This window comes from Ruegeria sp. CL5 (assembly GCF_056536485.1).
Genome location: NZ_JBQFPS010000016.1, coordinates 25,284 through 44,572, shown reverse-complemented (window position 1 = coordinate 44,572; position 19,289 = coordinate 25,284). Strand labels below are relative to the sequence as shown.

The following is a 19,289-nucleotide window of genomic DNA, read 5'->3' as shown; positions in this document are numbered from 1 at the left end:
CTCACGAACGTCGGGTATTCTGATGAAACCTGCCTTTAGCTCCCTGATAGATTCAGTCGGCCGACACGGTGTCGGTGCCTGGAGAGGGAGGGAAGGATGGAGGTCAACCGATGTCCATTATTCAACTTCCGACCATCACACCGAAGCGCCCGCCGTGGAACAAAGGTCGCCTTATAGGCCAGAAACGTCCGCTTCTCGCGAAGCAGGTCTGGGCCATCCGGGCCCGGCTTGAACTCTCGAACAATCTCAGGGATTTGGCACTCTTCAATCTTGCGATCGATAGCAAGCTGCGAGGCTGCGATCTCGTTCGATTGAACGTAGTCGATCTTGTTGCCGGTGATCGTGTCCGCGAATGCGTGCCAGTTGTCCAGATGAAAACAAAGCGGCCGGTCCAATTCGAGGTTTCGGAAAACACCCGCCAGTCCATCTGGAGCTGGGTATGTCGCCCGGAGATGCTTGGATGCACTTTCCTTTTCCGAAGCCGCTTCCACGAAAGGCTGCATATATCGACACGACAGTACGCGCGTCTGGTCCGCGATTGGGTGTCGGCGATTGGTTTGGAGCCAAGCGGTTACGGCACGCATTCGCTGAGACGCACAAAAACGGCACTGATCTACCGGAAAACAGGCAATCTGCGCGCGGTGCAGCTTTTGCTTGGCCACACCAAGGTTGACAGCACAGTTCGATATCTTGGCGTTGAATTGGAAGACGCGCTGAGTATCGCAGAAAAGATCGACGTGTGAAGATTGAGCGGGCGGCAAGAGTCGCCCGCTTTTCGTGACTGGCGATTGTCGCTTGAGCGTTGACCATCCACTGGACTTCTGAGCCGAGACGAGCGTCACCATCGTCGTCGGTTGAGTTGAATCTCCCGCCCGGATCGCCGGGCTCAGGTCAGTAGCTGGGGCGTAATCACTCCCACGTGACTGCTTGTGCGAAGTAAGCAGTCACTCATGTAAAGTGCGGCGAACGTCCTCTTCGAGCCCAAAGGTTACTTTGTCGGGCTGACAGAACCTGAGTGTCGCGTTAAGTTCCTTAAAACGGGGGGAAACGAATGGACAGAAGGCTTACCACAGTGCTTGCAGCTGATATTGTCGGCTACTCTGCACTGATGGATCGTGACCGGGAAGGTACGATTGCAGCACTCAGATCATTCCGTGAAGAAACGCTTCAGTGTCTGCTGGAAGACCATGATGGAACACTGATCAAAAGTATGGGCGATGGTTGGATTGCCGAGTTCAAATCCACATCAGATGCCGCAGATTGCGCTATCGCAATACAGTCAACTAAGAAACCAGACAGTATCAAACTTCGAATTGGCATTCATACAGGTGAGGTTGTCACCGAAGGTGATGACATTTTTGGTGATGGAATAAATGTCGCTGCTCGTCTCGAAGCTATGGCCGAGCCGGATCAGGTTTTGATATCGGACACTTCTCACAACAGTCTTGACCGAGGCGACGCGTCCAAATTCGACGGCGGCGAGCAGACAGAACTCAAAAACATCACACGTCGTATCGGTGTTTGGTGCTGGCCCAAGGGCACTTCAGCCAAACTGTCACCAACGACAGATGTCAGACCTGGGATTGCAGTGCTTCCATTCGACAATATGTCTGGTGATCCCGAACAGGAATTCTTTGCGGACGGCATCACCGAAGATATTATCACAGAGTTGTCTCGTTTCCGTTGGCTGATGGTTGTGGCCAGAAATTCGTCCTTCACTTTCAAAGGGAAAAGCACGGATATACGCGAAGTCGGTCGCATACTTGGAGTGCGCTATGTTCTCGAGGGTTCAGTCAGACGAGCTGGTCAACGCGTCCGTATTACCGGGCAGTTGATTGATGCGGAAAACGGCAGTCATCTCTGGGCAGATCGCTTCGACGGCGTGCTTGATGACATTTTCGACCTTCAAGACAAAGTCACGCTGGAGGTTGTAACGGCGATTGAGCCATCTCTAAGGCACGCCGAAACCAACCGCGCGCGTGCGAAACCTACGGATAATTTGGAAGCTTATGAACTTTACCTTCGAGCGCAGTCGCACTTCCATCTTTTAACGGATGAAGACAACCGAGAGGCCATACGTTTGACGACCCTCGCATTGGGTCGTGACCCAGACTATGCGTCCGCATCGGGGTTGTTGGCTTGGTTGCATATTCAACGAATGGTTCAAGGGCTTGAGCCTATTGGCGAAGGGCCGAAAGAGGCCGTAGATGCAGCCGAGCGAGTATTGTTGAGCGATCGTGCAGACGGGATCGCGCTGGCGTATGCTGCGCATTCAATCTCAATGCTGGCGCGGGACTTGCCAAGTGCGCGGGTTGCTTTCAAACAAGCTCTCGAGCAAAACCCAAACGCAGCAACAGTTCACATGCTGGCATCCATCAACCTTTTTCTTCTTGATCGGCCGGAGGAGGCACTAAGTCATGCGATTCAGTCTGTCGACCTGAGCCCGCACGATCCGTTGCGCCATGCTGCCTACATTGCTCAGGCAAGCGCACTCTTTCATCTTGGGCGCTACGAGGAATCGGTTAAGGCTTGCCGAGATGCCTTGTCCGTGCGTTCAAGCTTCGTAGTAAGTCATCTCATGCTGATTGCTGCTCTGGGACATCTCACCGATGATGATGCGGCTCGCGAAGCGCTTGCGGATCTTCAGGCGCTGCGCCCGGGGCTGACCGTAACCTCAGCGCAGACTCAATTACCAATATTTACTGTTCCATCTTGTGCAAACATTTGGCGTGAAGGTTGGTTAAAAGCAGGGTTACCTCAATAGGTAACTGGTAAAGTTGATAAACATAGATTCACGCCACTCCACGCGAAGTTGGCGAAACCTCAGAAATGTAAAACCAAGAAAACTGAATACCCGAAGCAAAGGCTTTTTACTCCTTGCCACATTCAAAAACTTTACTGCCCGCATTGCAACCGTTCACGCCAAGTAGAGCGAATGACTGCACCGAGCCCAAGGCGGTCGGGGGTAGTCGCCAAATCCCCACATCATTTTGATTGTGAAACTTGGCCGTAACTCAAGCTCGGCATTGATTTTCCTTTTAGCCTTAGGTCATCTCGATGCTAGCCTCAGACAAATATCGTCTTACTGAGCATCGAAAAATTATGACCAAACTGAATGTTACCCGCCGCACTGCATTGACCATCCTTGGAAGCGCGTCAGTGATCGCGATTTCTCATGCCACGTCTGCTCAAGCGGCCTCGTCATTACAGGATTTTGGAAGCCAGCTCCAAACACTGCCCGAAATCACTGTCTACATAGCGCAGCGCGTCATCACCATGGAGGACAACGACCCGGCAACAAACGCTGTTGCTGTGGTCGGAGACCGTATTCTGGCCGCCGGTTCGCGCGACGCAATCGTTGATCGCATCGGCTCGCAACCCTTTCGTTTGGACGATCGGTTCTCCGAGAAAGTCATCATTGCTGGTTTGATCGATCAGCACGTTCATCCTTTCCTCGCCGGATTGACCCTGACCTCCGAGATCATATCGATCGAGGATTGGAACATTCCGACTGGCTTTTCGGAGGCGGCAAAGGACGCGGAGGACTATCGATCGCGGTTAGAAGCTGCCGAAGCGGCTATGGACGATCCCGACGCTTTGCTGCTGACATGGGGGTACCACCACTTCTTTCATGGAGAAATCAGGCGTGCGCAACTCGACGAGATCAGCAGCACGCGTCCAATCATTATTGTTCACCGGTCGGCGCACGAATTTATATTGAACACACCCGCGTTGGAAATGCTCGGTATCACAAAAGAGTACGTCGATGGATTTGAAGGCCTCGCCCGCGAGCAGTCGAGTTTCGAAGATGGTTATTTCTTCGAGGCAGGCATGTTCGCCGTCCTTCCGGCGGTCGCACCCGTATTGGCAACTCCTGAACGCTTGGGCGCGGGCCTTAGACTGGCCCGAGAATACATGCACCGTTCTGGCGTCACTGTCGCCGCAGAACCGGGAGGTGTGCTGTCTCGACCTCTGCAGGATGCAACCAACGCGGTCTTTTCAGGACCCGATACCCAGCTCAGGACCTATTTCATACCTGACGGGAAGTCTCTGGCCGCCTTGCACTTTCAAAGTGGTTCGATGATTGAGGAGACGGAAAAACTGCTGGATTGGGGCGAAGGAAAGACGGCGTTCATGCCGAAGCAGGTGAAACTCTTCGCGGATGGCGCTGTCTACAGTTTGGCCATGCAGGTCTCGGAGCCTTATGTGGGTGGCGATTTCCACGGCGAGTGGATCATGCAACCCGACGAGTTCAATCCCGTATTCGATGCATATTGGGAAGCAGGTTACCAAATACATGTTCATCAAACCGGCGACCTTGCCGTGGATTTGATTTTGGACGCCGTCGAACGAAACATGCGCCGGAAGCCGCGGGCGGATCACCGCACGACATTGGTTCACTTTGGTTATGCGAGAGAAGATCAAACAAAAAGGATCGCTGAGTTGGGCTGCATCGTCAGCGGCAATCCATACTACGTAACCGCGCTGTCAGATCGATATAGCGAGCTTGGACTGGGCCCGGAACGTGCAGATGACATAGTGCCCCTTGGGCCAATTAAGGCCAACGGCATTCCCATCTCATTCCATTCTGATGTACCAATGGCTCCCGGTGAACCGCTATTCCTTGTTTGGGCTGGCGTAAACCGAACGACCTTCTCTGGCCGTGTCGCAGGCCCAGAACACCGCCTGTCGGTCGAAGACGCTTTGCGGGCTGTGACTATCGATGCGGCCCAATCCTTGCGATTGGAGGATGAGGTTGGCTCTATCGCTCCCGGCAAGTTGGCAAACTTCACCATCTTTGAAGAAGACCCATTCGAGGTGGAAGCCTACAAGATTAAGGACATCGGTATCTGGGGCACCGTACTTGAGGGTGACATTTTTCCAGTGTCAGACGACTTCGATCTCGACCGCGCGTCATTATCGCCACCTCGCGATACAATAAATCCACCAACAAAGCCGCTATACGCGCTTGCTGACGTATCGGGTATCGCCCAGAAAGGCAGGCTTGCCGGATGCTCGTGTTGCGCTTCACCCGTATCTCAGTCGTGTGCGACATCTGCTGCCGGACAAATCTCGGTAGTTAGTTGTTGCGGAACCAACGCACTGGGGTGGGCGGTCGTGTCCGAATGGGCTTCCAATACTTAGATTGAAGCCCAGCTGAGATCGAGTAATCAAATGTCCGGACTGTCCGCATTGTGTGAGTTCAGACAGCCGATGAATTTGCGCTTGCGGCGAACGGCAGGTTCGACGGGCTGCGTCGCAGCACCGGTTGCCGACGGTCAAGGGCCGGTTAGGGCCGTTGGAACTTCCGAATGAATACAAGGTTGGAAAAAAACGCACCGGATTCAGTAGCAATCAGTGATGGTCAAAACCGAAAGGATTTGAGTTTTTGTAATGAAATCAATGTGCGTTTCCTACGAACGCGACGCGACCGTACTTCCATCAAGACATAGACAAAGAACAAGAAAAAGAAATTGATAAAGAGCGCTCCATCCGCTTGTGTTACGCAAATCACGGTCGCTGTGTTTGCTGCTCAATGCCGAACAACGAAGGCGCGGGTTAGCGAACCTGACGTTGGTCGCGGCAGATCTAGCGCTGACGCACGAAGGACGCTTAATCAGAAAGCGGCAACCAGATTGTTTTGTCGGTCCTTCTGTCTCGCCCAGCTTCGCGTTCCTTTTGTCCGCCACGGATCCAGGTGCGGGTGTTTTCAATCGGGTCTAGGCTATTCAGATAGGGTGTCAGGCAATAGAAATTTTGCGGACGCGTACGCGATGGTTTCTAGGTGATCTTCGCCCACATCCGCTTTTACATTTTAGCACCTGAACGTTTGTATTAGCTGGGTTTTTCACCTGAATAGCATTGCATGGATTGGGTTGTAGCGCCCAGCGATTTCTCTGAGAATTGGGTGTTCATCGAAAACCTTATCTCCTTATTGTGACCTTTGGCTGTAAGGTGCCAGCTGCCTACTTCTTTTGCTCTAGCCAATGCTCCTTTTGGTCGCATCCCGACCCCTTTGTTGTGCAACTCGATCACTGAAGCGATTCAAGTGACTCATCGGTCTTGGAGAAATCGCAGCGGTTAAACTGAAGCTCTGATTGTGGATGCTCAATAAAGCACCACCTATATTTATTTCGGAATACTTAGGTTTCGGACGAACGTGAAAATTAAAGAAAAGTCCTTCAGCTTGAAGTGTAGGGCTCCAAGAATCAGCTTACTTTTCTATCAGTTAAGGTCTGCCTATTCAGAGGTGGAGGTGTCGCAAGGCTTCGAGAAAACCAATTTCGTATACCACAATTGGCACTCGCGCCGATTTTTCGGACAGCAACAACGAAGTTCAGAATAGTATTTTTATAAGGTGGGCCAAGGGGTGGGCTGAGAATAGAATTGGAAATGTAATGTATTGATAATTAGGATAATTATTGAGATATATGGTGCTGCTGGAGAGAATTGAACTCTCGACCTCTCCCTTACCAAGGGAGTGCTCTACCTCTGAGCTACAGCAGCGCTGTGGGCGGGTGATTAGACTTAAAATAAACGCGGCGCAAGGGTGTCTGGACGGTTTTTTTCCACTGCTGTAGAGAAAGACAATGGCAGACAAAAATTCACCCAAAAAACACGGCAAATCCGGGGAAACGCGCGAGGACCGTTTGAAGGCGGCTCTGAAGGCGAATATGGCGCGGCGTAAGGCACAGGCGAAAGCGCGGGCAGCGTCCGGGCACAAGGCCGACAAGGACGAGGGATAAGAGCAGATGGATTCGATTCTGGTGACGGGCAACGGCCCGCTGAGTGGGCAGATTCCCATTGCAGGGGCGAAGAATGCGTGCCTGACGCTGATGCCTGCGACGTTGCTCAGCGAAGAACCGCTGACGCTGACCAATGCGCCGCGCCTTAGTGACATCAAGACAATGACCGCATTGCTTCAATCTCTTGGGGCTGAAGTGTCTGCGTTGCAGGATGGGCAGGTGATTGCGATGTCGAGCCACAGCCTGACCAGCCATGTTGCTGATTATGACATCGTTCGTAAGATGCGCGCTTCGAATCTGGTGCTCGGACCCTTGCTTGCGCGGTTTGGGCAGGCCGTTGTATCGCTGCCTGGTGGTTGTGCGATCGGCGCGCGCCCGATGGATTTGCATATCGAAGGGTTAGAGGCGCTGGGTGCCGAAATCGAATTGAAAGATGGCTATCTTCACGCCAAGGCACCCGGTGGTCTGAAAGGTGCCGTGCACGAAATGCGATTTGCGTCGGTTGGTGCGACTGAGAATATCGTCATGGCCGCCACGCTGGCCAAGGGTACGACTGTACTTAAGAACGCTGCGCGCGAGCCTGAGATTGTCGATCTGGTGGAATGCCTGCGCAAGATGGGCGCGCAAATTTCGGGTGAGGGTAGTTCGACCATCGAAATTCAAGGTGTTGATCGGCTGCACGGTGCCACCCATCAGGTGGTGACCGACCGGATCGAGTTGGGCACTTATATGCTGGCCCCTGCGATCTGTGGAGGCGAGGTCGAGCTGTTAGGTGGCCGTATGCGGCTGGTCGAGAGTTTTGCTGCCAAGTTGGATGCGGCAGGGGTCAGTGTGGCAGAGACCGACAAAGGCCTGAAAGTGACGCGCAAGAACGGGCGCGTAAGCTCGGTTGATGTTGTTACCGAACCGTTCCCCGGATTTCCAACCGACTTGCAGGCGCAGATGATGGCGCTGATGTGCATAGCCGAGGGAACTTCGGTGCTTGAGGAGCGCATCTTTGAAAATCGATTTATGCACGCCCCCGAATTGGTGCGCATGGGTGCCAATATCGAGGTGCATGGTGGCACGGCCACCGTCACCGGGGTTGAGCGCTTGAAAGGCGCGCCGGTGATGGCGACCGATCTGCGGGCTTCGGTCTCGTTGATCCTTGCCGGATTGGCGGCGGAAGGTGAAACGGTGGTCAGCCGGGTCTATCATCTGGATCGCGGATATGAACATGTGGTGCGCAAGCTGGAAGGCGTGGGCGCAAAGATCGAACGGATTAAAGGTCAATGACAGACGCGAGTTTCAAAGACGGCCGCGAGGCACCGCTGAACCTTGGGGCCGAGGATGCCGATGACCTGCAGGTTATCGCGACCCTGACGCAGGATGCGATTTTTCCGGTCACCGAGATGACATGGCGCCCGTCCGAGCGTCGCTTTGCCTTGTTGCTGAATCGCTTTCGTTGGGAAGACAAAGATGCCGCTGCCCGGCGAGGCCGTGCATTCGAACGAGTACAGGCAGTATTGGTGTTTGATTCCGTTTTATCCGTGGCCAGCCAAGGTATCGACCGCAGCGACAAGGATATGATCCTGTCCCTGTTGTCAGTTGAATTTGAGCCCGCAGAAGATGGCGCCGGTCAGGTGTTGCTGACGCTCGCTGGCGATGGTGCGATACGGCTGTCGGTCGAGGTGATAGACGTTACGCTCAAGGACGTTACACGCCCATACATCGCGCCGTCGGGCCAGGCCCCGCAGCACCCCGAGTGAACAATAAACGCGGCATCGCTCAGGCGTTTTCGAACCCATCTGAGGGTCTAGGATTACGACCCGCAACTGTTTTTGATGTGTTCGGCATGAGCCGGACTCTGACCCGTTCGATCCGCGATCTGTGTCAGGCGGATCATCGGGATGACCCCATAAAGCTTGCCCTGTGGACCGCCAACAAGGATCCGGCTGCGATCCGAGACTGGATCGATGCCGGAGCCTCTCTGTGGGTCGCGACAAAAGGGGAGGAGGTTGTAGCCGTTGGCGGACTGCGTGCAGAGGGTGAGATTTCATTACTCTATGTCGACCCAGATCACTCTGGGCAACGAATTGGCGCAACTCTTCTGCATCGGTTGCAAGATGAATTGCGCGCGCAAGGCTGCACAGAGGCGCAATTGCGTGCGACCAATACCGCACATGGGTTCTATGTCGCGCAGGGTTGGCAGGACGCTGGAGACCCCACCGAATGGAACGGCATTCCGCAATATCCAATGCGCAAATCGCTGCATCCAGTGGGCTAAGGGTTGAGGCCACGCGGTCCCGGCGATAAGACCCGTTGAAACGCCTTCGGAGTACCCTACATGCCCGTTTTCCTCGATACGACCGCAGCTGATTTCGAGCCCGCTTTTCAGTCGCTGCTATCCGCAAAACGCGAGGACAGCCCCGATGTGGACGCGGTCGTGGCACAGATCATCGACGATGTGCGCGCCCGAGGCGATGCGGCCGTGATCGAGCTAACCGCGAAATTCGACCGTCTCGAGCTGACGCCCGAGACCATGGCCTTCTCTGCAGATGAGACCGCTGAAGCCGTCGCGCGGGTTACGCCAGAGGATCGCGCAGCGCTGGAACTGGCGGCTGACCGCATCAGGGCCTACCACGAAAAACAGATGCCCGAGGACCATCGGTGGACGGATGAGGCCGGGGCGACGCTCGGCTGGCGCTGGTCCGCGGTGTCGGCTGCGGGGCTCTATGTGCCGGGCGGATTGGCGTCATACCCATCGTCGGTTCTGATGAACGCAATTCCTGCAAAAGTGGCTGGCGTGGACCGGCTGGCGATTGTCGTTCCAACACCTGACGGTCAGGCGAACCCGTTGGTCCTGCTGGCGGCGCAGCTGTCGGGTGTGGATGAAATCTATCGTATCGGAGGTGCGCAGGCCGTGGCCGCGCTGGCATATGGCACCGAGTCCATTGCGCCGGTCGACAAGATCACCGGGCCGGGCAACGCCTTTGTTGCTGCTGCCAAACGCCGGGTGTTCGGCAAAGTTGGTATCGACATGATCGCCGGTCCCTCGGAAATTCTGGTCATTGCCGACAGGGACAACGACCCCGACTGGATCGCATTGGACCTGCTCAGCCAGGCCGAGCATGACGAAAGTGCGCAATCGATTCTTATTACTGACGACGCCGATTTCGGTGAGGCCGTTGCCCAAGCCGTCGAGAAACGCCTTGGGACCCTTCAGCGCCGTACCATCGCAGGTGCCAGTTGGCGTGATTTCGGCGCGGTGATTACCGTGCGTGATCTGAATGAGGCCGCTGCACTGTCCAACCGTATCGCCCCCGAGCATCTGGAACTCTGCGTGGCCGACCCAGATGCGCTGAGTCAGAAAACCATCCACGCAGGTGCGATCTTCCTCGGCCAGTATACGCCCGAAGCCATCGGCGACTATGTCGGCGGCCCTAATCATGTGCTGCCAACCGCACGTTCGGCGCGATTCTCGTCCGGACTTAGCGTGATGGATTTCCTTAAACGAACCACGCTCAGCCAAATGACGCCCGAGGCTCTCCGCATCATCGGTCCGGCAGCCGAAATGCTTGCGAAGTCGGAAAGCCTTGAGGCGCACGGATTATCGGTTACGGCACGCCTGAACCGATTGAACGGTTGATTTAACGCAATGACTTGAGGCGATGCCACTTCTGTGCGTTGCCCATTGAAATCCGTTGTTATAGGTCTTTGCAGACGTAAGGATTGTGACTGTTAAGATGACCCGTATCTCGCATATCGAACTGGATGACCGGAACCTACCCCCGCCGACCCCCGAAATCGAGCAGGAGCGCAAGGTCGCCATCTATGATCTGCTTGAAGAGAATTCGTTCACTCTTCCCTCACGCGATGGCCGGGCAACCCCGGACGGGCCATACCACGTGCAACTGTCAATCCGCGACAAACGTCTGGTATTCGACATTAAAACCGAGGCGAGCGAGAAGGCGGCTGAGTTTCATCTGTCGCTGGGGCCGTTCCGCCAAGTGGTCAAAGACTACTTCCAGATTTGCGAGAGCTATTTCAACGCGGTGAAGAACCTGCCGCCCAGCCAAATCGAAACCATCGATATGGCCCGGCGCGGTATCCACAACGAAGGTAGCCGCGTGCTACAGGAACGGCTGGAAGGCAAAGCCGATATCGACACCGACACCGCCCGCCGCCTGTTCACGCTAATCTGCGTGCTGCATTTCGGAGGCTGACGGGTGACGTCTCTGCCGCAGTCCATTCTGTTCTGTTGCGACCACAATTCGGTTCGGTCCCCCATGGCCGAAGGCATCATGAAGAAATTTTATGGGACAGGCACCTATGTGCAATCTGCGGGTGTCCACGGTGATCTTGATATCGACGGCTTCTGCATAGCTGTCTGTCAGGAGATCGAAGTCGAGTTGTCCCGCCACCGTTCGCGATCATTCGACGAGATGGAGGAATGGGGCGACGATCTCAGCTCGTTTGATCTGATTGTGGCCCTATCGCCAGCCAGCCAGAGAAAGGCGCTGGAACTGACCCGGTTTTTTCACCTCGATGTCGATTATTGGCCAATTATGGACCCTACCGGATTAGGCGAATCCCGCGAAGAAAAGCTACGTCACTACCGACAGACCCGCGATCAGATCATCTCGCATCTGAAAGACCGCTGGGGCGAACCAACGGAGCGACCATGAACCCGACCGTCAAAACCTATTTCGACGCTTTCAACGCCGGTGATGTCGAGGCGATGCTGGCCTGCCTGTCCGACGACGTGGCCCATCACGTCAACGAAGGCCAGATCCGCGTCGGCAAAGAGAAATTTGCCGCCTTCTGCGCCCATATGAATCGTTGCTACCGCGAGAACCTGACCGATATCGTGATCTTCGAGGCCGAGCACGGCGCCCGCGCCGCCGCCGAGTTTATCGTCAACGGCACCTATCTGGAAACCGATGAGGGGTTGCCTGAGGCGCATGGCCAGACCTATCGCCTGCCTGCGGGTTCGTTCTTTGACCTCAGGGATGGCAAGATCACTCGCGTGACGACCTACTACAATCTTGCTGACTGGACCAAACAGGTTTCAAATGGCTGAGATCACGGATGTCCGCCCCTTGACCGGAGCGGCACTTGAGGCTGCGCTGGACGATGTGGCGCGCCTTCGGATCGAGGTGTTCCGGGTCTGGCCATATCTCTATGATGGCGATTTGGCCTATGAACGAGAATACCTGCGATCCTATCGGGACAGTGACAGGGCTATCGTTGTCGGTGCCTTTGATAGCGACAGGTTGGTCGGCGCCTCGACCGGGGCCCCCCTGACCGATCATGCTGACGACTTCGCTGCAGCCTTTGCAGAGACGGATCTGGACCTTTCAAACATCTTCTACTGCGCAGAGTCCGTGTTGTTGCCGCGCTACCGAGGACAAGGCGTAGGGCATAAGTTCTTTGACCTGCGCGAGCAACATGCGCGTGCGTTGGGCTTCACCAAATGCACCTTCTGCAGCGTCCAGCGCCCCGATAACCACCCGATGCGACCCGCCGATTACCGTCCGCTTGATACCTTCTGGCGCGGGCGGGGATACACGCCGTTACCGGGGGTGGTAGCGCAGTTCTCGTGGAAGGATGTGGGCGAGGAGTTTGAAAACCAAAAACCATTGCAGTTTTGGATTCGTGATCTGTAAAATGCTTGAGGGCAAGCTGCCCACTTGCCCCGATTATCGCCACCCAATACCATCGTGACATGTGTGGTAAGTTTGCAGCCGGTCACCTGACGCAGCGCGAGATGTTGGCGATACTCGAGAATTTTCTCTACGGAAAAGTTTCGCCCCATTTGCCCGACCAGTTGCCAACAGGCGGTTATAATGTTTCCCCGACCAATCAGATCGGCATGATCCGGTGGGCGAATGGTACCGCAGAACTGACAACCGCACGCTGGCAGTTGAAGGACCCGCGTAGCGCGAAGCCCGTCATAAACTCGAAGATTGAAAATGTAAGTTTCTGGCAAGATTACTGGGACAACGGCCGCTGCTTGATCCCGGCGTTGGGGTACTATGAGTGGCCAAAAGACCAGGGCCATGATTGCCCGGTCTTTATTACGGTCAAGCGCAATGCGCCTACTATGTTCTTCGCAGGATTTTTTCAGACGGAGGGCGGTCGCCACAGCTGTTCGATACTGACCCGCCAGCCCAGCCCGCAGATTGCTCATATTCACAGCCGTATGCCGGTCATCCTGACGCCTGACGAGATCGAAAGCTGGCTGTCCGGGGTCACAAAGCCTCAGGACGCACAGAAAATGCTTGGCACAGGTTACGAAGGCCGTTTTGAATATCACACCGTCAGGCCGATCAAGCGGGACAGCGAAGGCGAGGAAATGATCGAGCCATTTTCCCCTCCTGTTCAGACAGCCTTCGACTTTTGACTGAGCCAGAGGCGCAATTACGACAGAGAGCCCGAAGCCTTCGCTAGTCGAGGCCACACGCCTTTGCGCCAGAGATGTCGCAGCCATTAATTCGATATGCGTCAGGCCGAGAACTGGCGTCTCTTTGCCGCCCTGATTTCGCGGGCTTGCTGTTCCTGCCCGATCCGGAAAGAGGCTTCGACAAAGTCCATATGGCGTCGGGCCGCCGCGTCGGCGCGGTCGGGATCTCCGTCGATGATGGCCTGAGCGATTTCCTTGTGTTGCTGCAGCAGCGCCTCTCCGGTGCCGTCCATCGTGCGCAGAAAGCGGCGGTTGTAGAACACACCCTGGCGGGTGAGATCATAGATTGATGCCATCATGTGGATAAGCGTCGTATTCTGGCTCGCGTCGGCGACTGCGGCATGCAACCGGAAATCCGCCTCTTCACTGGCATCCTGATCATCATTCTCCCACGCATTCTGCATGTCTTCGATGATTTCAGCGATCCGCTCTTTGTCTGATTGTGTCGCCCGCTGTGCGGCAAGTCGGCTTGCAAACGCCTCTTGTTCGCGCCGGTATTCAAGATAGTCGTAAAAGGCACTGCCGTGCCGCGCATAAAGCGACAACAGGGCAGGGGACATCGCCCTGCCGGTGAGGGCTGCAATAAATGTGCCCTCGCCGTGGCGCACCGTGACCAGACCGCGATTTTCCAGAATCTGAAGTGCCTCGCGCAGTTTTGGCCGCGAAACACCAAGAGCTTCGGCGAGGTCTCTTTCTGACGGGATTTTCCGACCCTCTTTCAGGATGCCGTCCACGATCATGGTCTCGATTTGGGCAACAACGGCGTCGGCGACTGATTCGTGACCTACGGGATCAAAGAGGCTGTTCTCGCTCATAATTCCTGTCCGGATGCTGAAAGGGTGGGCGCTAAGGTTGTTTATAAAGTTTACCACTAGAGCTCAATATTGCAAGAACTACTACCCAAAAATACGGATATCCAGATTATTCGTAACTCCTTGTTAGTATTTGAGTTCAAGAATCGCGGCAGAAAAATACTGGGAAAACCATGGTGCCGTGATTTGACAATCGATCACTCAGGTTTCTACCGAGAGGTAAATAAAATTATTGACTGAATTCTCTGGTTAATAATATTTACCAATAGGGCCGTGGATGCGGCGAGAGTTGCAGCCGGACCGTTGGCTGATCTTTACCTTGGAGGAGAACACATGAAGACCACCTTGACATCGCTCGCCGTTGCGGCCTCGCTATTGGCGGCCCCGGTCGCCCATGCCGCAGACAAGATGCTGCTGAAAACCCCGATTGCGTTCTCGACCGCATTGCCGGGTCTCGGGTCGCCGATCCCGCGTGTGGCCGAACAACTGGACCTGATGTCCGGCGGCACATTGAAGATGAAGGTTTACGAGCCCGGCAAGCTGGTCCCACCCTTCGAGATTCTGGATGCGGTGTCTTCTGGCAAGATCAACTCGGGCTATACCACCGCAGGTTACTGGGCGGGCAAGATACCTGCCGCGCCGCTGTTCTCGGCCGTTCCGTTTGGCCCCGAGGCGGGCGAATACATGGCGTGGTTGTACTATGGCAACGGCATGAGCCTGTATCAGGAGATGTATGATCAGGCTGGTTTCAACGTTCACGTCATCCCTTGCGCGATCATCGCCCCCGAAACTTCGGGCTGGTTCGCGAATGAGATCAACAGCCGAGAAGACCTGAACGGCCTGAAGATGCGCTTTTTCGGTCTGGGCGGTGAAGTGATGCAGAAACTGGGCGTGGCGACCTCGCTGCTGCCCGGTGGCGAAATCTTCCCGGCACTGGAAAAAGGCGCGATTGACGCGACCGAATTCTCGATGCCTGCCATCGACGCGCGTCTCGGCTTCCACAAGCTGGTCAAGTACAACTACTTCCCCGGCTGGCACCAGCAAGCGACCGTGTTCGAGCTGATGATCAACAAGGACGTCTGGAACGAGGCTAGCGATCAGCACAAGGCGATCATCGAAAACGCATGCAAAGCCTCGATGGCCGACAGCTTTGCCGAAGGTGAGGCGATCCAACATGCGGCCTTGTTGGACAACGTCGAAAACAACGGCGTCCAGATCAAGCAGTGGAATGATGAAATGCTGTCGACCTTCCGCGCGACTTGGGAAGAGGTTGCTGCCGAACAAGCCGCAAACGACGAATTCTTCGCCAAAGTTCTGGCCGACATGACTGAGTTCCGCGACGGCTATGCCGTCTGGAAAGAGAACGCGTTCCTCCCCCGCAAGTAAAATAATCGCTTGCGATCGTCTGAGGGCGGCCCCTCCCGCCGCCCTCGGGCAATGCTGATTTTCTTTATTTTCCCAAACGACCAGGGCGCATTCACGTCCCCATCGCCGAAATCTCGAGGAGGAGACCATGGCCGAGACACAGCGTCAGCACGACGACCCGATTGAAGTCTATGAAAGCATCCTTGAGCATGGTGAGCCCGACCGTCAGAGGCTGGCGGTGGCTATCGACAACGGCGTCAAAGCAGTGGGTCATGTGGTCATGTGGGCCAACCTGTTGCTGGTTGCAGCCATCGTATCGCAAGTGGCGATGCGCTATCTGCTAAACCAGAACTATCCTAAGCTGGACGAGATCCAGTGGCATTTCTACGGGCTGGTGACGATGATCGGTATCTCGTATGCCTTGGTCACCGACAGCCATGTGCGGGTCGACCTGCTGCATATGCAGCTCAGCCAGCGCGTGCGCCGGATCATCGAGATCATCGGAATCCTCACCCTGCTTGTGCCGTTCATCTATCTGATGATCGATCAGGGATACGACTATTTCTACGAAAGCTGGAGGGTCAACGAATCCTCAGACAGCCCGACCGGTCTGCCTGCGCGTTGGGCCTTGAAAGGCGTGATCCCGGCCAGTTTTGCATTGCTGGGATTGGCGGCGGCGGCGCGGCTGATCCACGATGTGCACGCCCTGTTCATGAACTTGGATGAGGAACGCCAGGGCAAAGGCCTGCGCCTGATCATCTGGGCCTTGCTGGGCTTCGCTGTGGTCGCAACAGCGCTGACCTTCCTCGTTGAAACGACCGAGGAAAAGCTGGTCATCGCCATGTTCCTGACCTTCATCGCGTTGCTGTTTACCGGCTTCCCGGTGGCGTGGACTCTGGCTGGTGTCGGTGTCGCCTATTGCGGACTGGCCTATCTGTTCGACAACGGCCTGATGAACTGGACCGGACTTGAGGAAACGCTGACCGGGCTGGACTATCTGACGCTGGGCGCGGTGGTGAACAGGGTCTATGCCACCATGTCGAACGCTGTTCTTGTGGCGTTGCCGATGTTCATCTTCATGGGTCTGATGCTGGATGAATCCGGCGTGGCTGAGCGTCTGATGACCTCGATGCAGCGCTTGTTTGGTACGGTGCGCGGCGGGTTGGCGATCACGGTCACCATGATAGGGATCATCCTCGCCGCCTCGACTGGCATCATCGGAGCCTCGGTCGTTCTGCTGGGCGTGTTGTCTCTGCCCTCGATGATGGAGCAGAAATACAGCCCTTCGCTGGCCGCTGGTGTGGTCAGTGCATCTGGAACGCTGGGCATCCTGATTCCGCCCTCGATCATGCTGGTGATTATGGCGGATCAGATGGCTCTGTCGGTGGGTGATCTGTTCATGGCCGCAGTATTCCCCGGTGTGATCATCGGTGCGCTATATCTGACCTATATCTTCGTGATCGCCCTGATCAAACGCGACGTGGCCCCGGTGCCCGAAGGCGCAACCCGTCCCGATTGGGCCGCCGTGAAAGACGTGCTGATTGCCGTTCTGCCTACGCTGGCGTTGATCCTCGCCGTTCTGGGTTCAATCTTTGCGGGTCTGACCACGCCGACTGAAGCCTCGGGCGTAGGCGCGCTGGGTGCCACACTGCTGGCGCTGGGATATCGCAAGCTGACGCTGGCCAAACTGGTGAATGTGCTGAAGGCCACGTTCAATACCACCGCCTATATCTTTGCGATCTTCCTGGGCGCGACCGTGTTCTCATACGTCCTACGGGAACTGGGCGGCGATGCGTTGATCGAGGATATGATCCATGGGACCGGGCTTGGCCCCAACGGCACCGTGTTCATGATCCTGTTCATCGTTTTCCTGCTGGGCTTTGTGCTGGACTGGATCGAAATCACGCTAATCGTCCTGCCCCTGATGCGCCCCATCGTGAATGGACTGGGTTTGGATATCGACGGCTTTGGCGTCATCGATGAACCCGCACTGGTGTGGTTCGTGATTCTTGTGGCGGTGACCTTGCAGACCTCGTTCCTGACGCCCCCAGTTGGGTTTGCGCTTTTCTACCTGAAAGGGGTCTGCCCGCCCGAGATCAAGCTGACCGATATCTACAAAGGGATCATTCCGTTTGTGATCCTGCAGTTGACCGGACTGTTCTTTGTCTTCCTCTGGCCGCAATTGGCGACCTGGCTTCCTTCGGTCGCGTATTAAGGAGGGCTACGGGATGACCGACGCCGATCTGATCAAGCGTTTGCAGGCCATTTGCGGGCGGCGGCGCGTATTGACCTCAGCCCGCAGCACCCGGCGTTTTCGACGGGGGTTCAGATCGGGTGAAGGCGATGCGCTGGCGGTGGTTCAACCTTCCACGTTGCTGGAACAATGGAAGGTGCTGCAAGTCTGTGTTGCCGCCGATAAAATCGTCATCATGCAAGCCGCCAATACTGGTTTGACTGAAGGCTCGACTCCCAAGGGCAGCTATGACCGTGATGTGGTTCTGATCAACACGCGGCGGATGGATGATCTGCATCTGATCAATGACGGCAAGCAGGTCATCAGCTTTCCGGGCAGCACGCTTTTTGCGCTGGAAAAGCTGCTGGACCCGATCGGCCGCCAACCGCATTCGGTGATCGGATCTTCCTGCATCGGGGCGTCGGTCGTGGGTGGGGTGTGCAACAATTCGGGCGGCTCACTTGTCGAGCGGGGCCCTTCTTACACTGAGCTGTCACTATACGCTCGCATCGCGCAGGGTGGTGCGCTTGAATTGGTAAACCATCTAGGCATGCAATTGGGCGATACGCCCGAGGAAATCCTGACCCGGCTACAGAACGGTGATTTCTCAGCAACCGATGTCGAGATAGATAACCGCAAAGCCTCCGACACTGACTACGCCCGCCGGGTGCGCAACGTAGACGCTGATACCCCGGCCCGGTTCAATGCTGACAAGTCCCGTTTATACGAGGCTGCGGGATGTGCCGGAAAACTCGCCGTCTTCGCCGTGCGGCTGGACACCTATGCCAAGAACGAAACCGAACGTACTTTCTATGTCGGAGCGAAGAATACTGGGGCGCTGACAGAGCTGCGTCGCCACATCCTTTCAGGTTTCAAGACCCTACCGGTCAGCGCGGAGTATATGCATGAAGAGGTGTTTGATATCTCAGACCGCTACGGCAAAGACACTATGGTGATGATTGACAAGCTGGGCACCGACCGTTTGCCCACTTTCTTTGCGCTGAAAGGCGCGGTGGACGCGCGGTTGGAAGGTTTGCCGGGCCTCAACAATTTCACCGACCGTTTCATGCAATTCGCGATGCGGTTCTGGCCTGATATTCTGCCGCGTCGGATACGAGCCTATCGGGATCGGTATCCGCATCACCTGATCCTCCAGACGAGAGATGGGGGTATAGACGAAGCGCGCGTGTTGCTGGAAAAGATGACGGCGAATGAACAGCTGGATTTCTTCGAATGCAATCCGCGCGAGGCAAAGATGGCTGGCTTACATCGCTTTGCCGCCGCTGGTGCTGCCATCCGCTATATGAAGGTTCATGCTGCCGAAGTCGAAGATATCATTGCTCTGGATATCGCGCTGCGCCGCAATGACAGCGACTGGTTCGAGGATCTGCCGCCCGAGATCGCGGATCAACTGGTCAGCAAGCTCTACTACGGTCACTTCATGTGCCATGTGCTGCATCAGGATTACATCGTCAAAAAGGGGGCTGACCCAAAGGCATTGAAATCCGCAATGCTGGAGCTGCTGGACAAACGCGGCGCTGAATACCCGGCTGAGCACAATGTCGGGCACCTATATGCAGCCAAACCGGCTTTGGCGGCCTTCTACAAGTCGATCGATCCCACGAACAGCATGAACCCGGGCATCGGCAAGATGTCCCGGAACAAGCACTATTCTTGAAGCAAATCGA

At 55.7% G+C, this 19,289-nt stretch carries 17 protein-coding genes and 1 tRNA gene; 16 read left to right on the top strand and 2 right to left on the bottom strand.

Annotated elements, in window-relative coordinates:
- Nucleotides 1–110 precede the first annotated feature (110 nt).
- The 3 genes from ACR0IU_RS20600 (at nt 111) to ACR0IU_RS20590 (ending at nt 5,145) form a co-directional block, all read left to right on the top strand.
- A complete protein-coding gene (locus ACR0IU_RS20600; protein ID WP_480717561.1) occupies nt 111–743 on the top strand; it encodes a tyrosine-type recombinase/integrase in 633 nt (210 codons plus the stop codon).
- A 308-nt stretch (nt 744–1,051) separates the two neighbouring features.
- A complete protein-coding gene (locus ACR0IU_RS20595) occupies nt 1,052–2,764 on the top strand; it encodes an adenylate/guanylate cyclase domain-containing protein (protein ID WP_480717560.1) in 1,713 nt (570 codons plus the stop codon).
- A 338-nt stretch (nt 2,765–3,102) separates the two neighbouring features.
- Entirely contained in the window at nt 3,103–5,145 is a 2,043-nt protein-coding gene (locus ACR0IU_RS20590) for an amidohydrolase (protein WP_480717559.1), read from the top strand.
- A 1,287-nt stretch (nt 5,146–6,432) separates the two neighbouring features.
- Here ACR0IU_RS20590 and ACR0IU_RS20585 read toward each other — a convergent pair.
- Nucleotides 6,433–6,507 (bottom strand) — tRNA-Thr (locus ACR0IU_RS20585).
- A gap of 83 nt (nt 6,508–6,590) precedes the next feature.
- Here ACR0IU_RS20585 and ACR0IU_RS20580 point away from each other — a divergent pair.
- From ACR0IU_RS20580 to ACR0IU_RS20535, 10 genes are all read left to right on the top strand, one after another.
- The gene (locus ACR0IU_RS20580; RefSeq protein WP_010441084.1) at nt 6,591–6,746 is read left to right on the top strand and encodes a hypothetical protein; all 156 of its coding nucleotides are present in this window, start codon (nt 6,591–6,593) and stop codon (nt 6,744–6,746) included.
- 6 nt (nt 6,747–6,752) lie between these two features.
- Nucleotides 6,753–8,021, top strand: coding sequence for a UDP-N-acetylglucosamine 1-carboxyvinyltransferase (gene murA, locus ACR0IU_RS20575; protein ID WP_480717558.1), 1,269 nt, complete (start codon nt 6,753–6,755; stop codon nt 8,019–8,021).
- Nucleotides 8,018–8,494, top strand: coding sequence for a DUF2948 family protein (locus tag ACR0IU_RS20570; RefSeq protein ID WP_010441087.1), 477 nt, complete (start codon nt 8,018–8,020; stop codon nt 8,492–8,494). The genes murA and ACR0IU_RS20570 overlap by 4 nt, the downstream gene beginning before the upstream one ends.
- Entirely contained in the window at nt 8,491–9,012 is a 522-nt protein-coding gene (locus ACR0IU_RS20565; protein ID WP_480717557.1) for a GNAT family N-acetyltransferase, read from the top strand. The genes ACR0IU_RS20570 and ACR0IU_RS20565 overlap by 4 nt, the downstream gene beginning before the upstream one ends.
- Nucleotides 9,013–9,072: 60 nt before the next feature.
- On the top strand, nt 9,073–10,374 hold the full coding sequence (gene hisD, locus ACR0IU_RS20560; protein WP_480717556.1) for a histidinol dehydrogenase: 1,302 nt from the start codon (nt 9,073–9,075) through the stop codon (nt 10,372–10,374).
- A 97-nt stretch (nt 10,375–10,471) separates the two neighbouring features.
- Nucleotides 10,472–10,951, top strand: coding sequence for a UPF0262 family protein (locus ACR0IU_RS20555; RefSeq protein ID WP_480717555.1), 480 nt, complete (start codon nt 10,472–10,474; stop codon nt 10,949–10,951).
- 3 nt (nt 10,952–10,954) lie between these two features.
- Entirely contained in the window at nt 10,955–11,413 is a 459-nt protein-coding gene (locus ACR0IU_RS20550; protein ID WP_480717554.1) for an arsenate-mycothiol transferase ArsC, read from the top strand.
- Nucleotides 11,410–11,808 (top strand): ketosteroid isomerase-related protein, encoded by a 399-nt coding sequence (locus tag ACR0IU_RS20545; protein WP_480717553.1) that lies wholly within the window; start codon nt 11,410–11,412, stop codon nt 11,806–11,808. Before ACR0IU_RS20550 ends, ACR0IU_RS20545 begins: the two co-directional genes overlap by 4 nt.
- Nucleotides 11,801–12,394: a GNAT family N-acetyltransferase gene (locus tag ACR0IU_RS20540; protein ID WP_170780743.1), complete on the top strand. Its 594-nt coding sequence runs from the start codon at nt 11,801–11,803 to the stop codon at nt 12,392–12,394. The genes ACR0IU_RS20545 and ACR0IU_RS20540 overlap by 8 nt, the downstream gene beginning before the upstream one ends.
- A gap of 59 nt (nt 12,395–12,453) precedes the next feature.
- The gene (locus ACR0IU_RS20535) at nt 12,454–13,131 is read left to right on the top strand and encodes an SOS response-associated peptidase (protein WP_480717552.1); all 678 of its coding nucleotides are present in this window, start codon (nt 12,454–12,456) and stop codon (nt 13,129–13,131) included.
- 101 nt (nt 13,132–13,232) lie between these two features.
- On the opposite strand, the gene ACR0IU_RS20530 is transcribed toward ACR0IU_RS20535, so the two are convergent.
- Nucleotides 13,233–14,006: a FadR/GntR family transcriptional regulator gene (locus tag ACR0IU_RS20530; protein WP_480717551.1), complete on the bottom strand. Its 774-nt coding sequence runs from the start codon at nt 14,004–14,006 to the stop codon at nt 13,233–13,235.
- Between the two features lie 330 nt (nt 14,007–14,336).
- Between ACR0IU_RS20530 and ACR0IU_RS20525 the strand changes: the two genes are divergently transcribed.
- The 3 genes from ACR0IU_RS20525 (at nt 14,337) to dld (ending at nt 19,279) form a co-directional block, all read left to right on the top strand.
- Nucleotides 14,337–15,389 (top strand): TRAP transporter substrate-binding protein, encoded by a 1,053-nt coding sequence (locus ACR0IU_RS20525; RefSeq protein ID WP_480717550.1) that lies wholly within the window; start codon nt 14,337–14,339, stop codon nt 15,387–15,389.
- 127 nt (nt 15,390–15,516) lie between these two features.
- On the top strand, nt 15,517–17,583 hold the full coding sequence (locus ACR0IU_RS20520) for a TRAP transporter large permease subunit (protein ID WP_480717549.1): 2,067 nt from the start codon (nt 15,517–15,519) through the stop codon (nt 17,581–17,583).
- Nucleotides 17,584–17,596: 13 nt separating this feature from the next.
- On the top strand, nt 17,597–19,279 hold the full coding sequence (gene dld, locus ACR0IU_RS20515; RefSeq protein WP_480717548.1) for a D-lactate dehydrogenase: 1,683 nt from the start codon (nt 17,597–17,599) through the stop codon (nt 19,277–19,279).
- Nucleotides 19,280–19,289 lie beyond the last annotated feature (10 nt).